The sequence below is a fragment of the Gilliamella sp. B3022 genome (assembly GCF_028751545.1).
Lineage (GTDB): Bacteria > Pseudomonadota > Gammaproteobacteria > Enterobacterales > Orbaceae > Gilliamella.
In genome coordinates this window covers 648,543-665,009 of record NZ_CP071867.1, presented here as the reverse complement: position 1 = coordinate 665,009, position 16,467 = coordinate 648,543, and the positions used below count along the sequence as shown (strand labels likewise).

10 protein-coding genes are annotated in these 16,467 nt (G+C 34.0%); 5 read left to right on the top strand and 5 right to left on the bottom strand.

Features of this window, described 5'->3' with window-relative positions; translation table 11 throughout:
- Window positions 1-140 precede the first annotated feature (140 nt).
- From nrdA to J4T76_RS02890, 4 genes are all read right to left on the bottom strand, one after another.
- On the bottom strand, window positions 141-2,426 hold the full coding sequence (nrdA, locus tag J4T76_RS02905) for a class 1a ribonucleoside-diphosphate reductase subunit alpha (RefSeq protein WP_267339626.1): 2,286 nt from the start codon (window positions 2,424-2,426) through the stop codon (window positions 141-143).
- Between the two features lie 321 nt (window positions 2,427-2,747).
- A complete protein-coding gene (locus tag J4T76_RS02900; RefSeq protein WP_267339625.1) occupies window positions 2,748-4,145 on the bottom strand; it encodes a hypothetical protein in 1,398 nt (465 codons plus the stop codon).
- A 711-nt stretch (window positions 4,146-4,856) separates the two neighbouring features.
- Entirely contained in the window at window positions 4,857-6,245 is a 1,389-nt protein-coding gene (locus J4T76_RS02895) for a hypothetical protein (RefSeq protein ID WP_267339624.1), read from the bottom strand.
- Window positions 6,246-6,951: 706 nt separating this feature from the next.
- Window positions 6,952-8,292 (bottom strand): replication-associated recombination protein A, encoded by a 1,341-nt coding sequence (locus J4T76_RS02890; protein ID WP_267339623.1) that lies wholly within the window; start codon window positions 8,290-8,292, stop codon window positions 6,952-6,954.
- Between the two features lie 175 nt (window positions 8,293-8,467).
- On the opposite strand from J4T76_RS02890, the gene lolA reads away from it, so the two are divergent.
- Entirely contained in the window at window positions 8,468-9,061 is a 594-nt protein-coding gene (gene lolA / locus J4T76_RS02885) for an outer membrane lipoprotein chaperone LolA (RefSeq protein WP_267339622.1), read from the top strand.
- Between the two features lie 556 nt (window positions 9,062-9,617).
- On the opposite strand, the gene exuR is transcribed toward lolA, so the two are convergent.
- Window positions 9,618-10,400, bottom strand: a complete 783-nt coding sequence (gene exuR, locus J4T76_RS02880) for a transcriptional regulator ExuR (RefSeq protein WP_416380283.1) — start codon at window positions 10,398-10,400, stop codon at window positions 9,618-9,620.
- Between the two features lie 242 nt (window positions 10,401-10,642).
- On the opposite strand from exuR, the gene J4T76_RS02875 reads away from it, so the two are divergent.
- The 4 genes from J4T76_RS02875 to J4T76_RS02860 all read left to right on the top strand — a co-directional run bounded on the left by J4T76_RS02875 (window position 10,643) and on the right by J4T76_RS02860 (window position 16,387).
- Entirely contained in the window at window positions 10,643-11,911 is a 1,269-nt protein-coding gene (locus J4T76_RS02875; RefSeq protein WP_267339619.1) for an MFS transporter, read from the top strand.
- A gap of 68 nt (window positions 11,912-11,979) precedes the next feature.
- Window positions 11,980-13,392: a glucuronate isomerase gene (gene uxaC, locus J4T76_RS02870; protein WP_267356018.1), complete on the top strand. Its 1,413-nt coding sequence runs from the start codon at window positions 11,980-11,982 to the stop codon at window positions 13,390-13,392.
- Window positions 13,393-13,410: 18 nt separating this feature from the next.
- Window positions 13,411-14,874, top strand: coding sequence for a tagaturonate reductase (locus J4T76_RS02865; RefSeq protein WP_267345155.1), 1,464 nt, complete (start codon window positions 13,411-13,413; stop codon window positions 14,872-14,874).
- 13 nt (window positions 14,875-14,887) lie between these two features.
- Window positions 14,888-16,387 carry a UxaA family hydrolase gene (locus J4T76_RS02860; protein WP_267345284.1) on the top strand — a complete coding sequence of 500 codons (1,500 nt, stop codon included), beginning with the start codon at window positions 14,888-14,890 and terminating at the stop codon, window positions 16,385-16,387.
- Window positions 16,388-16,467 lie beyond the last annotated feature (80 nt).

Sequence of the window (16,467 nt, the reverse complement as noted above, 5' to 3'; positions counted from 1 at the left end):
TCATAAAATTATTCCTCATTGAGTTGGTTGCTTTTACCGCCACCTTTCGTCATTAGAAAAGAGGGGGGAAATCATTAGGGGTTATTAGCTTCCCCCCTAAATACGATATCAAGTATCAATCTTTCAATAATAAAAGTTAACTAAATTTTACAAGCTCCACCTTCACAGCCATCATCACTTTCAGTTAATGGGATATCACCTTGAATGTCTTCAGCGCCATCACGTGTATTATGATAATAGAGTGTTTTTACACCAAATTTATAAGCTGTCAGTAAATCAGCTAATAATTGTTTCATGGGTACTTTATCATTTTGGAATTTAGTTGGATCATAATTGGTATTAGCAGAAATGGATTGATCTATAAATTTCTGCATAATACCAACTAAATGCAAATAACCTGTGTTATTTGGTATTTGCCATAGCAGTTCATATGCATTTTTTAGATTCTCATAATCCGGCACGACTTGTCTTAAAATACCATCTTTAGATGCTTTAACACTGATATAACCACGAGGAGGTTCAATACCATTAGTCGCATTCGAAATTTGTGATGATGTTTCTGACGGCATTAATGCTGATAAGGTCGAGTTACGTAAACCATAAGTTTTTATTGATTCACGTAATGATTCCCAATCATAATGTAATGGTTCTTTGCAAATAGTGTCTAAATCTCTTTTATAAGTATCAATCGGTAAAATACCTTGCGAGTAGGTTGTTTCATTAAAAAGTGAGCAAGCACCTTTTTCTTTTGCTAAATTATTAGACGCTTTTAACAAATAATATTGCATTGCTTCAAACGTGCGGTGGGTTAAATGATTGGCACTGCCGTCGGAATATTTGACTCCATGTTTAGCTAAATAATAGGCATAGTTAATTACGCCAATACCTAACGTTCGTCGATTGATAGATGAGTTACGGGCAGCGGGTACGGGATAATCTTGATAGTCGAGCAGTGAATCAAGTGCTCGTACGGTAAGATCAGCTAATTCGTCAAAATCATCAAGAGAATCAATTTTACCTAGATTGAAAGCGGACAAGGTACAAAGCGCAATTTCTCCTTTTTCATCATTAACATTATTAAGGGGCTTAGTTGGTAGCGCAATTTCCATACATAAATTCGATTGGTGCACTGGTGCTAATTGTGCATTGAATGGACTATGAGTATTACAATGATCAACATTTTGCACATAGATTCGACCAGTAGATGCACGTTCTTGCATTAGCAATGAAAAGAGTTCAATTGCTTTTACCACACGTTTGCGGATAGTTACATCTTGTTCATATTGATGATAGAGTGTTTCAAAGGTATTTTGATCCGCAAAAAATGCATCATAAAGTCCAGGGACATCAGAAGGGCTAAACAGTGTTATATTTTCGTTTTTAATCAGTCGCTGATACATCAACTTATTAATTTGAACACCATAATCTAAATGACGAACTCGATTTTCTTCAACACCACGGTTATTTCGTAAAACAAGTAAACTTTCAACTTCTAAATGCCATATTGGATAAAATACGGTAGCTGCACCACCTCGTACACCGCCTTGCGAACATGATTTAACTGCAGTTTGAAAGTATTTGTAAAATGGAATGCATCCGGTATGAAACGCTTCTCCCCCACGAATTGAACTACCTAAAGCGCGAATACGTCCCGCATTGATACCAATTCCTGCACGTTGTGAGACATATTTGACAATTGCACTAGCTGTGGCATTGATTGAATCTAAACTATCATCGCATTCAATAAGAACACATGAGCTAAATTGACGAGTAGGGGTTCTAACGCCTGCCATAATGGGTGTTGGTAGTGAAATTTTAAATGTTGACACTGCATCATAAAAACGTTTGATAAAATCAAGTCGGGTTTCTTTTGGGTAATGAGCAAAAAGGCAAGCGGCAACTAAAATATACAAAAATTGTGCGCTTTCATAAATTTCACCTGTAACACGGTTTTGTACTAAATATTTACCCTCTAACTGTTTTACTGCTGCATAGGAAAAAGACATATCACGCCAGTGATCAATCATCTTATCCATTTGTGTAAATTCTTCTTGAGTATAATCTTCAAGTAAATGTTTATCATAGCGTTTACAATCGACTAATTTTTTAACATGTTCAAAAAGAGGGGGAGGAGTAAATTGATTAAAAGCTTTTTTACGTAAATGAAAAATTGATAAACGTGCAGCCAAATATTGATAATCTGGTGTTTCTTGTGAAATCAGATCAGCTGCAGCTCGAATAATTGTTTCATGAATATCAGAAGTATGAATGCCATCATAAAATTGGATATGTGAGCGTAACTCAACTTGCGAAACGGAAACATTCTCTAATCCTTCTGCTGCCCAAGTAATTACTTTATGGATCTTATCAAGATTAATCGGTTCTTTTTTGCCATTTCGTTTAGTGACAAGCATTGATTTGTTCATTTTTCATCCGGTTTCGTATGTGTCTTGTGGAAGGCTATAATAATTGATATTTGTCAAAATATACAATATATAGTACCTATTAATGAATTAATTACTATATGTAGTATGTTTGTTACTTAGTTTATATTATTGATTTTAACAGCTAAAATTGATAAAGCCATTTTAAATGATGAATCTTTTCAGATGATACAATAAGGATAACGAGATGATAACTAAAATAACAAAAATATGAGGATATAAGACTTTATCTATGAATGATTGTTTAAAGTTATTATTTAAAAGTTAAAAAAAAGCTCTATTAATAAATAGAGCTTAAAAAAATTACTCTTGTGTTTGTGCAGGTACTGAAACACATACACCATTTTTTGCTTCTGTGTCGACGGGACGACAATGATATACACCTGTATCTATATGTATGTCACACACTTTTTTCCCCCCTTGTTCTGTTCGTTCCCATACATAAAAGTATTTGTAAGCTCCGCCTGCATGAGGCGCAAAAGAACCAGGATAAGTTTTTTGACTTGCATCACCCCATTCACTGATTAATCTACCGATTTCTCGTGTAAATTTCACGTCATTTTTCGCTCCCACAACAGCATTACTTATTTCTTCAGCATAAGTTAACTGATAATGACCAGGTTTTTTACTGCACTGTTCAATAACTTTCGCAACGGGAGCTGTCAATGAAATATAATTGTTATTGGTAATATTTTGTTGCCAAGCATCATACCATTTGGTTATAGTAAAGGCATAGTGAATTGCTACATTGGTTTTTTTATTTACTCCTTCAATAACAACTGAATATCCTTTGCCAGATCCACCCATAACATGTTCCCAAGCTTTTTTTACATCTTGAGCATCTGGTCCTTTGAACAATACGGTTACGACATTGGCATTACTATAGTCAATAGTAACAAGTTCACTACCTTGTTTTACACGCCAATTATAATTATTGACAAGGCCATTTTTAGATAAGATTAGATCAAATTTAGCACCATAAAAGCCAGTAGTTGGAAAGTTTTTTGTTGGGTCAACAATGGATTGAGTTAAAAAACCATTGGTTGAATCCCAGTGTTTTTTATCACTAGTTAAGACGGCAGTTGGTTTTAATTCTGGTTTTGCATAACAGATGCCTACATCTTCAATGAGTGTATATGTTACTGATGGCTGAGTTTTGATAACACTGTTAGGATAAGTATTATTATCTGGATCACCGTATTTAGAAAATAAAACTAAATTGGCAGAAAGCTTCACTTTAAAAGGTGCATATTTTTTTTCAGCGACCAATGAACAAAATGTATCATTGTTTTTTGGTTTAAATTCAATCTCTCTGTTGCTAGCATCCGTATAGTACCACACCATACTAATATCGCCATCAACTCCGAGATAATCTAATTTATCACCATCCCTATCAAAAAATTGTTTATCGTCTGGCTGTTTAATTTTTGCTGGTTTTATCTTATCTTTAAATGGATAGCTAATTGGAACAGGCATATTCGCTAATTCATTACCGTAATAATTATGCTCATCAATACTCAAACCAAATAACTCCAAATTCTCAATATTCAGTTCCATTTCTTGTGTTAAAGATGGACGACTACCTTGAATTGTTTGCGCTGTTTGAGATGTAAAATATCCATAACTGCTGGTAGAAAATTGCAACAAAAGTAATGTACATGTAATGCTTTTTATATGACGGCTAAAAGTTATTAATTTCATTATTTTATTTCTTTCATTAAATATTTATTGGAAAAAAGAAGGTTTATTTACATAAACTTTTCTATATTTACAAATAGTATAACTTAATTATTAAGTTTAGTCGAAAAGAAAATAAAATTAAATATGAGAATTTACTATTTAAATAATCATTCATTTATTCATATGATTAACGGATATATTGTGTTAACAATCGAATGAAAAGCTTTCTAAAATGATAAATAATGAAGTTAATGGTCACTGATCAGTACTTTGATAATTTTTAGTAAGAAATGAATAAAAGAAAGAGATAAAAGAAAAAAACGACAATTTAATTGATAATGACCATCTTTTCATAGATGCTAGGTGTTATTTACAGAAACATAACTGAGTTACAAGTTTTATATCAATTCACCATCACCAATTTATCTTCAGTATCTTCATATTGGCAAGGATATTTAACATGCTGTAAATTTTATCGCAATGTGTATTGTTAAATTCATTCAAAAAAGATCAAACTGAAAAATAGATCATTAAAATGAATAAAATTCTATCAATCATTAAATTACAGAATTTTTTTAATAAAAATGCATTGTTATTAGAAATTAATTTATTGATTTGATGATGAAGTAAACAATACGATAGGTATCGAAGAATAGAATAATAAGTTGAGTGACAATGACCATCTTTTTTCGATGGTCATTTTATTTAAATAGAATTTACCGCATTTAGATATTAAGGTCTATAGGATGCACAGACAGCATTTTTTAGTTCTGTGTCAACAGGACGACAATGATATATACCTGTATCAATATGTATGTCACAAACTTTGTTATTACTTGGTTGTTCTACATAAAAGAATTTGTAAGTACCTGCTACATTCGGAGCAAAAGATCCTGGGTAATTCAATTGATCCACATCACCCCATTCGCTAAATAAAGTCCCTATTTCACGCGTAATATAAATAGTCTTAGCGGTATCTGGTTCAATAGCATTCGTTACATCGGAAGTTTGACTTAAACGGTAATGACCCGGTTTTTTCTTACATGCTGCAACAACTTTCGCAACGGTATCTATTTTTGCATAATAAATGTTGTTGATAACAGTTTGCTCCCAAGTATCAAACCATTTGGTAATGGTAAAGGCATATTGGATTATTTTACCGGTTTTAGTGTTTTTTCCTTCTATAACAACTGGATATCCATCTCCTGAGCCACCCATAACATGCTCCCAAGCTTTTTCTGTATCTTTTGCATCAGGTCCATTGAAGATTACTGTTGGTATATTCGTTCTAGCATCTTTGGTAACTGTGACAAGATCATTACCCTGTTTTACATTCCATTCATAATTGGCATAAAGGTTTGTTTGAGATAGGATTAGTTCAAATTTAGCACCAACAAAACCGGTATTTGGAAAGTTTTTTGTTGGGTCTGTATTTGACTGAGTTTTGAACCCTTTTTGGGCAATCCACTGATCTTTATCGCTTGAAGGAAGATTAGGTCTTAATGATGGTTTTGCAAAACAAATGCCAATATCATCTATAACAGTAAATGTTGCCGATGGTTGATTTTTAATAACGTCATTAGGATAAGTAGTATGATCAGGATCACCAGATTCAGAAAATAAAACTAAATCTGTAGATAATTTAACTTTATAGGGCGCAAATTTTCCTTCTGCTGACAATGAACAAAATGTATCAGTGTCTTTGGGTGTAAAGGCAATGTCGTTATTTCTTGAATCTGTATAGTACCATTGCATTTTAATATCTTTTGACGGATCTGCAGGTAAAATGTACGATAATTTATCACCGTCCCTATCAAAATATTCATTTTCATTAGGTTGTTTAATTTGTGCAGGAATAAATCGATTTTTAAATGGATGATTAATTGGAACTGGCATGCTAGCTATCCCTTCTTCACCATAATAATCTTTATGATCAATACGTAATCCAAATAACTGTTTTAATTCGCCATTATTTAGTAATTCGTTTTCTAAGTCTTCTGATAATCTTGGTTGTGTTCCTTGTATTGTTTTAGCTGTTTCGATGGTCAAGTTAGCATAACTTAACTGAAAAAAAGGTAATAGCAGTAAAGCATACCTAGTTGTTTTTAAGGATCTGATCATTGTATTCACTTTCATGTTTAAAATTGTTAATTTTATTATGTAATTATTTGTTTTATATATTAGTTTATTTTAATTAATGATTCGATAACCTGAATCATTAATGAGCTGATTATAATAAAAATAATATAGCTAGTCGATCAATTATATCTAAAACTACCGTTTTTTTTTAATTTTTGTCAATTATTGTGTATTTAAAAAGTAAATATTAGCGATATAACCCTTTTTAACAGGTAAAAATGAACATGATAGGTATAATTCACTGTCTTACATCTGATGAAATATATTCATAATAAACAATAAGTTTTTTAATTTTTTGTTTGCTTAAAATAATAGAAGTTATTGTCCATACCCGAGTAATATTTCGTAATGTAAATGATACCCATTATTAACGGTATCGAGTCACAGGAGTTTTAAAAATATACTTGAAAATGTTAATGCCTTTTAGGATCGTAACTTAGAAAATGTTATAGCCTTTTTGCTGAATTAAAGATGAAAATATAGGGAAAACAATAGGTTTTGACGATTGAGGGTAATCAATAAATTGTCAATATCATGACTTTAGAGTTGATATTAGTAAACAAATGTTGAATTGAAAGCGTTACTAAATTTAATGCACTATAAGTATTTGCCAATGATGAATAGCAATATATTTCTATATAATTGGAAGTCATCATTTTGTCATAATATGACCATTTTACAGATTGATTTAATCTTTGGATGGTTTATAACGTTGAATAGGGCTGGCTTGATTTTGCGATTCTAACCAAGCGAGTTTATCACGATAATTTTTTTCGGCACCACGCATGGTTGGATAATAATACTTGCTATCGGCTAATTCAGGCGGAAAATAATTTTCTCCTGCTGCAAATGCATTAGGTTCATCATGAGCATAACGATACTGAGCACCATAACCTAACTTTTTCATTAAATTTGTTGGTGCATTACGTAAATGTTGTGGAACATCATAATCGGGCTTTGATTGCGCATCAAGCATAGCTTGTTTAAAAGCTAAATATACCGCATTACTTTTTGGTGCACAAGCAAGATACACAATTGCTTGTGCGATAGCGCGCTCACCTTCAGCTGGACCAACACGTGTAAAGCAATCCCATGCCGCTAGTGCAACTTGCATTGCTCTTGGATCAGCATTACCCACATCTTCCGAAGCTATAGCTAACAATCGGCGAGCAACATAAAGTGGATCACCGCCCGCCGAAATAATTCTAGCATACCAATAGAGTGCTGCGTCGGGTGCTGAACCTCGAATCGATTTATGAACAGCAGAGATTAAATCGTAATAACGATCACCTTGATTATCAAATCGAGCGCTACGTTCTCCAATTATCTCTTTGAGTAATGCAGGCGTAAGTGGTTGTCCATCAGACATATCGACTAAAAGTTCAAGAGTATTTAAGGCACGTCTCGCATCCCCACCCACAAATTCCGCGATTTGTTTTTTGGTTTCATCTGGTAGGGTAATTTTATATTTACCGTATCCGCGTTCTGGGTCATCTATCGCTTGTTGTAAGATTAGCTCAATATCATGTGTGGTTAATGATTTAAGCAGATACACACGAGCACGTGATAATAATGCAGAATTCAATTCAAATGAAGGATTTTCAGTGGTAGCCCCTATAAATGTTACGGTACCATTTTCAACATAGGGTAAAAATGCATCTTGTTGACTTTTATTAAAACGGTGAACCTCATCAACAAATAAAATGGTACGGATACCCGCTTGCTGATTAATTTTCGCCCTTTCAATGGCTTCACGAATATCTTTGATTCCTGACGTCACTGCCGAAACTCTTTCAACTTTAGCATTGGCATGATGGGCAATGATTTCAGCAAGTGTCGTTTTACCCGTCCCAGGAGGCCCCCATAAAATCATCGAATGCAAATTACCGGCAGTAATCGCTTTTGGTAAAGGTTTGTTAGCACCCAAAAGTTGTGTTTGACCAATATATTCTGATAACGTACGAGGACGCATTCTTGCCGCTAACGGCTTAAATTCTTCTGTCGTAAATTCAAAAGACATACTAGGCATAACACATTGAGTCCAGTTTTACAAAGTTATAGGTATTATATACTTATTGAATGAAATTAGTGAAAAAGAAAAGAAAATATCTTTTCCCTCTAACTAAAAAACAGTAATATTTTAAGTAATTTCAATTATCGAAGTTGATTTCAATACTGCCAAATAAAGTACATAAGGATGAGTTATGAAAAAGTTTTTATTGTTAATGGGATTGTTGGCTAGCGCTTCAGTATGGGCTGGCGATAAAGAGTTGTTACAACGCCGCCTTGATAAAATAGATGGTTTTTATGCACATTTTTCTCAAGAGGTAAAAACTGCTGATAACCAAATGGTTCAAGAAGGTAAAGGAGAGCTTTGGGTTACAAGACCTTATTATTTTAATTGGACAATGCACGAACCCGATGAAACCTCAATTATTTCCGATGGAACAGATATGTGGGTCTATATACCAGCGGTTGAGCAGGTGAGTGTAATGGATTTAAAAAAAGCAGTGGATAATCGATTGATGCTACTGATTACTGATAGCCACAATGCCATTTGGAATGTTTATAATGTGACTCGTAAACAAGATTCATTTACATTAAAACCAACAGATGGATCTAATCAGGTTTTTGTTATTTCGGTGTTACCAACGGGCATGATTTCTAACTTTTCCATTATTGAAGAAGATGGGCAACGTAGCGACTATGAATTATTTAGCCAAAAACTTGGCAAAGTTGACTCAGACAAATTTAAATTTACTCCACCAGCAGGTATAACAATTGATGATCAACGTTAGTTCTCTGTAGAGATGATTTAAGTGATGTGAAAATTTATTTATGTCTCTTATTTATTTTTTTATTTTAAACCGTTATTAATAAAATGAGTAATGAACTTTATCAATTTTAAAGACTTTTAACAAGCTATCAGATAAAAGATGAGAACTCTGTAAAATATCAGTGAATGTCTTTTATCTGAACTTAATTATGCCATTCAATATTGCCAATATGATCATTCAGTGTTTATATGAAAAATATTATAAATATTTATTTCTAAGATCAGTTTATTGAGTATCAATCTAGAATCAGTTAGGTTAAAAAAATCGTACTGATTTGTCATTGACTAAACAAGCGATAACATAACTTATATTTTAAATTTATTGAATCTTTTTTAGTATTATTATGCCATATCGGTTTGATTGAGTCCTATTGTTATGTATAAAAAGTTCTTTTTGATATTAACTTGTCATGTTCAAAATAACACGAGTAAAAGCCCCGATCATTCACTTGTTCTATATAAAATATGAGGTTAGTTTGATATCAAGAATATGGATGAACAAGGCATAAATTGAATATTTATTCAAATTCATTTTCATTAATACTGACAACTGGATTATCTGAAAACAGGTAATGATCGCGTTTAGTTTCAAAATCTTCACTCGCTGCATCAAATAACATTTTTTTCGTATTTTCTAGATGTTGCCACATCGCTAATTTGGCTGCTTTGGGATCTCGATTGATTAATGCCTCAAGAATTTTATCATGTTCTTCCCACCAGCTTTCGATATCTTGTTGCTGTACATGTTCATGAAGTTTTTTCCATAAAGGATTTAAAGTTCGCTGTCGCCATGTTTCTTCAACAATGGTTATTAAAGCTGTATTACGCGTAATCATGGCTATTTGGGTGTGAAATTTCAGATCCCAATCAGAGTCACGATAGTGATCTTCTTTTTTGGCATTGTGCTGAATTTCTAATAGATTTACAATATCATCTTTTGTGATCTGAGTTGCAGCAAACTCAGCAATATTGCTTTCAATTAATTGACGGGCTTGTAATAATTCAAATGGCCCTGTTGTTGCAAAATTAAGTCCGTGTGAGTCACTAATTATATTGATGGTCTGTTGCTTATTTGCAATAACATGTATACCAGACCCTTTTCTAGCATCAACAAAACCTTCAACTTCTAGCATAATAATCGCTTCTCTTACCACCGAACGACTGACTTTTAATTCTTCACAAATAAGTCTTTCTGACGGTAATTTACTTCCAACAGAATAAATACCATTAATAATACGGTTTTTTAATTCTGTAGCGATAACTTGATAAAGACGCTGATGTTCATTTTGCTCTTGGATCATAATAATGTTTGAATAATTCCATAATTCTAGTTTGGTTCTTAAAATACCATCTAATTGCTTAGAGTTAAACAAGCTTTGATTAAATTTTTGTAACCTTATCTGATATTTTTTCAATAAGACTGACAAATGAACAACCGGATTTTTATGGTGGTTAATTGTTATGTTCTGTGATGTATGTCAACTTTTTAAGTTGACTGACATGTTAATATGCGCCAAAATTTATAATGTATAGGGAGCATAAAATGTACAAAGCAATAAAAAATCTTCGCTGGTATATGATAGCGTTAGTAACCATTGGCACCATTCTTGGGTATTTAACTCGAAATTCAATTGCTGTTGCTGCCCCAGTGCTTAATGAAGTCATGGGTATGACAACTCAACAATATTCATATGTTGTTGCTGCTTATTCAGCCTGTTATACCGTAATGCAACCTGTAGCTGGCTATGTACTTGACTTATTGGGTACACGCGTAGGTTATGCGGTATTCGCTCTATTATGGTCAATCTTTTGTATTAGTACTGCATTTTCAGGCAGTTGGGTTGGTCTTGCATTCACTCGTGGAGCAGTGGGTGCTGCTGAAGCGGCTATGATTCCTGCTGGTTTAAAAGCAACAAGTGAATGGTTTCCAGCGAAAGAAAGATCAATTGCCGTTGGTTGGTTTAATTTAGGATCATCGGTTGGGGCAATGATAGCACCGCCATTAGTCGCCGGAGCAATATGGTTACATAGCTGGCAGTTAGCATTTATTATTTGTGGTTTATTAAGTTTTGTTTGGGGGGTATTTTGGTTTGCTCTTTATCGTCATCCAACTAACCAAAAACGATTATCAGAAGAAGAAAGAAAATACATTCTATCTGGGCAAGAAGTAAGTCACCAAACTTCAAATACTGAAAAATTACCTGCATATAAAATTGTGAGTACTCGTCGCTTTTGGGGTATTGCCATTCCTAGATTTTTAGCTGAACCGGCATGGGGAACCTTTAACGCTTGGATCCCATTATTTATGTTTACAACTTATGGTTTTGACCTAAAACAGATTGCAATTTTTGCTTGGATGCCAATGCTGTTTGCTGATTTTGGTTGTGTACTTGGCGGCTATATGGCGCCATTTTTCCAAAAATATTTTAATGTCAGTTTGATTAACTCACGCAAATTAGTTGTGACTGTTGGTGGCATATTAATGATTGCTCCTGGGTTAATTGGGCTGTTTGCAAATCCCTATGTTGCTATCTTTTTATTTTGTATTGGAGGATTTGCTCACCAAGCATTATCTGGTGCATTAATTACATTATCTTCCGATGTATTTGGTCGAAATGAAGTTGCAACTGCAAATGGCTTTACAGGTATGGCGGCATGGCTTGCAAGTACTATCTTTGCTTTAATTGTGGGAGCGGTTGCGGAATCAGTTGGTTTTAGTCCATTATTTGTAATATTAAGTTGTCTTGATCTTTTAGCTGCATTAGCGGTATGGACAATATTAAAAGCACCATCTACAACTGAACAACAATAAATTAATCAAGTTGTACATGCCATTGGCATGTGCAATCCAATAGATAAATACGGTTTATGGAGAATAACATGCGTTTTTTAACTGAAGATTTTTTACTTGATACAGAATTTTCTCGTCAACTTTATCACAATTATGCGGCACAACAGCCAATTTTTGATTATCACTGTCATTTACCGCCAGAACAAATCGCGCAAGATTATCAATTTAAAAATTTATACGATATATGGTTAAAAGGCGATCATTATAAATGGCGTGCCATGCGCACTAATGGTGTACCAGAAAAATTTTGTACGGGCAACGACGTTAATGATTTTAATAAATTTAAAGCATGGGCTGAAACAGTACCTCATACGATAGGTAATCCACTTTATCATTGGACCCATTTAGAATTACGTAGACCCTTTGGCATCGATAACATTACGCTTTCACCTGCAACGGCTGAAACCATTTGGAATACCTGTAATGCAATGCTTGAAACTAAAGATTTTACTGCGCGTAGTATTATGAAAAAAATGAATGTGAAAATGGTAGGCACAACCGATGATCCAATTGATGATTTAATTCACCATAAAACCATTGCTCAAGATACTTCATTTGATATTAAAGTTTTACCAAGTTGGCGTCCTGATAAAGCATTTAATATTGATTCTGAATTTTTTGTTTCTTATATAGAAAAATTATCGACAGTAGCAGATATCAGCATCTCAAGCTTTCATCAACTTTGTCAGGCTTTAGCAAAACGTATGGATCATTTTGCTGCACATGGTTGTAAAGTTTCTGATCACGCTTTAGATACAGTAGTTTATGAAGAAGCAACAGAAAAAGAATTAGATGTAATTTTAACTAAACGGTTAACGGGTGCAAATTTAACTTCGAAAGAGATCGCTCAATTCAAGACTGCGGTTATCATCTACTTAGGCAGTGAATACAACAAACGTGGATGGGTTCAGCAATACCATATTGGCGCTTTACGTAATAACAATTCAAAAATGTTTAAACTGATGGGACCTGATGTTGGTTTTGATTCTATTAATGATTCGCCAATTGCTCAACCATTGTCTCGACTCTTAGATGCACAAGCTAAACAAAATGCTCTCCCTAAAACCATTCTTTATTGTTTAAATCCATCTGATAATGAAATCTTGGGTACGATGATAGGTAATTTCCAAGGGGAATCAATACAAGGCAAAATGCAATTTGGTTCAGGTTGGTGGTTTAACGATCAAAAAGATGGCATGATTCGCCAAATGACCCAACTTGCTCAACTTGGTTTATTAAGTCGTTTTGTTGGAATGCTAACCGATAGCCGCAGTTTCCTTTCTTATACTCGTCATGAATATTTTAGACGCATTTTATGCCGTATGATTGGTCGTTGGGTTGAAGATGGTGAAGCACCAGGTGATATCGAATTATTAGGACAGATGGTCAAAAATATCAGTTTTGATAATGCAAAAAACTATTTTGGTATTGAATTAAATTAATAGATTAGAGTGATAGTAATGAAAACATTAAACAGAGTTGATTTTCCTGGTGCTAAATATACTACGCGTGTTGTACAATTCGGCGAAGGCAATTTTTTGCGTGCTTTTTTAGATTGGCAATTGGATATCTTGAATGAAAAAACCGATCTTGATGCTGGTGTCGCTATTATTCGTCCACTTAATACAGACTTTCCACCATCATTAAATACGCAAGATGGTTTATATACCACGTTAATCCGTGGATTAAATGAAAGCAATGAAACGGTAAAAGAATTTAGGATGATTCGTTCGGTTAACACTGAGATAAATGTCTATACACAATATGACCAATATCTTGAACTTGCCAAAGATCCTAATATCCAATTTATTTTTTCTAATACCACTGAAGCGGGCATCAGTTATGTTGAAAGTGACAAACTCACTGACCAGCCAGCTACTAGCTATCCAGCTAAATTAACCGCTTTCTTATATGAAAGATTTAGCCATTTTTCTGGTAGCAAAGAAAGTGGTCTAATCATTATTCCATGTGAGTTAATTGATTATAATGGTGACGCACTGAAAAACTTAGTTTTAAACTATGCCAAACAATGGAATTTGTCAGACAAATTTATTAACTGGTTAGAAAATGATAATGTATTTTGTTCAACATTGGTTGATAGGATTGTACCTGGTTACCCTAAAGCTCAAATGGCTGAATTAGAATCGGAATTAGGTTATAAAGATAACTTTATTGATTCAGCAGAATACTTCTATCTTTTTGTTATCCAAGGTCCACAATGGTTAGCACAGAAATTGCGCTTAGATAAATGCAACATGAATATCAAAATTGTCGATGATATTAAGCCATATAAAGAGCGTAAAGTCGCGATTTTAAATGGTGCACACACCGCGTTGGTTCCTGTTGCTTATCTGGCAGGAATTGATACGGTAGGTGAATCAATGAATGATTCACAAATCTTCGAGTACATTAAAGAGACCATTTTTGATGAGATTATTCCTGTTTTAGATTTACCACACCAAGAATTAGTTGATTTTGCACAGTCAGTTATCAATCGTTTTAAAAACCCATTTATTGAACACCAATTATTGTCAATCGCTCTAAATAGTATGACCAAATTTAAAACGCGTATACTTCCGCAGTTGCTCGCTTATCAAAAAGCAAAAAGCGCATTACCTAAGCATTTAGTCTTCTCTTTCGCTGCCTTAATTGCTTTTTATCGTGGTGTGAGAAGTAATCAAAATTATCCATTACAGGATGAAGCAATTTGGTTAGAGCGTTTCAGTACAGGCTGGGCGAAGGTTAATAGTGGCAATGAAACACTTGCACAATTAGTTCAAACAGTACTGAGTGATCGTGCTCATTGGGATTGTGATTTACTCAGCATTCCGCAATTATCACAAACATTAACACAATATTTAACTGTCATTACTCAAGAAGGAATGCGCAGTGCTATTAAAAAATGTGTTACTGGTAGCAAATAACATGAGTGGTGCAATGGTAAAATATATAAAAATTAATAATAAAGATAATGTTGCTGTGGCATTATCTGATATTGAAGCACATGAAAGTAATATTATAATCGATGAAAACGCCATCGATTTACCACAAGCGATCAAACAAGGACATAAATTTGCGCTTAAAGATATAGAGCCTAATGAAAATATCATTAAATATGGTTTACCAATAGGACATGCCACTTGTTTAATTAAAACTGGTGAACATATTCATTCACATAATTTAAAAACCAATTTAAGTGATATTAATGATTATAAATATCTGCCTAATTTATCCAAAAATCAGGCACTGCATGAAATAGCGGATAAACCAGTAAACATTTACCGTCGAAAAAATGGCGAAGTGGGGATCCGCAATGAACTTTGGATCATACCAACGGTAACATGTATTAATGGTATTGCTCAGCAAATTGTTAAACAGTTTTGTGATGAGCTCAATAATCAATTAGAAATTGATGCAATTACCGTACTTGAACATCCTTATGGTTGTTCGCAACTTGGGCAAGATCATAAAAACACTAAATTAATATTACAAGATCTTGTTAAACACCCTAATGCGGGGGCTGTATTAGTTATTGGACTTGGATGTGAAAATAATCAAATCTCTGAATTTAAAGCCGATCTTGGTGATTATGATGAGTCGCGTGTTAGATTTCTTATTGCTCAACAAGAAGCCGATGAAGTCGCTTGTGCCTTGGTGCAGCTAAGAGAATTGTATGCCATTATGAAGCAAGATAAACGCGAAGCAGGGCGTTTGAGTGAGTTAAAATTTGGTTTAGAATGTGGTGGATCAGATGGTTTTTCAGGCATAACCGCCAATCCGATGTTGGGACTGTTTTCCGATTATGTCATTGCTCATGGTGGAACCAGTGTTTTAACTGAAGTACCGGAAATGTTTGGTGCTGAAAATATTTTAATGTCGCACTGTGTTGATGAGCCAACTTTCGATAAAACCGTGCATATGATCAACGATTTCAAACAGTATTTCATCTCAAACAATCAACCTATTTATGAAAATCCTTCTCCGGGTAATAAAGCAGGAGGGATAACAACTTTAGAAGAAAAATCTCTTGGTTGTACGCAAAAAGCTGGTGGAAGTGAAGTGATTGATGTTTTGAACTATGGTGAAAGACTAACAAAGCTTGGTCTTAATTTACTCAGTGCACCTGGTAATGATGCGGTCGCCACCGGGGCTTTATCAGCAGCAGGATGTCATATGGTGTTGTTCACTACTGGTCGTGGTACTCCCTATGGTGGAATCGTACCAACGGTGAAAATTGCTACTAATTCGCAATTAGCTGACAAAAAAGTCAATTGGATTGATTTTAATGCTGGTAAACTGATTGAAGGTGTCTCTATGCAAGAATTATTAATTGAATTTATTGACTATATCGTACTGGTTGCTAATGGTCAGCAGACTTGCAATGAAATAAATAATTTCAGAAATCTAGCGATATTAAAAAGTGGTGTAACGCTATAACACTTTACAATCAAGGCTAAACCAGCTGGCCTTCTTATCAAAAAAATGCGAACGGTAGACGATTAAAGTCTACCGTTCAC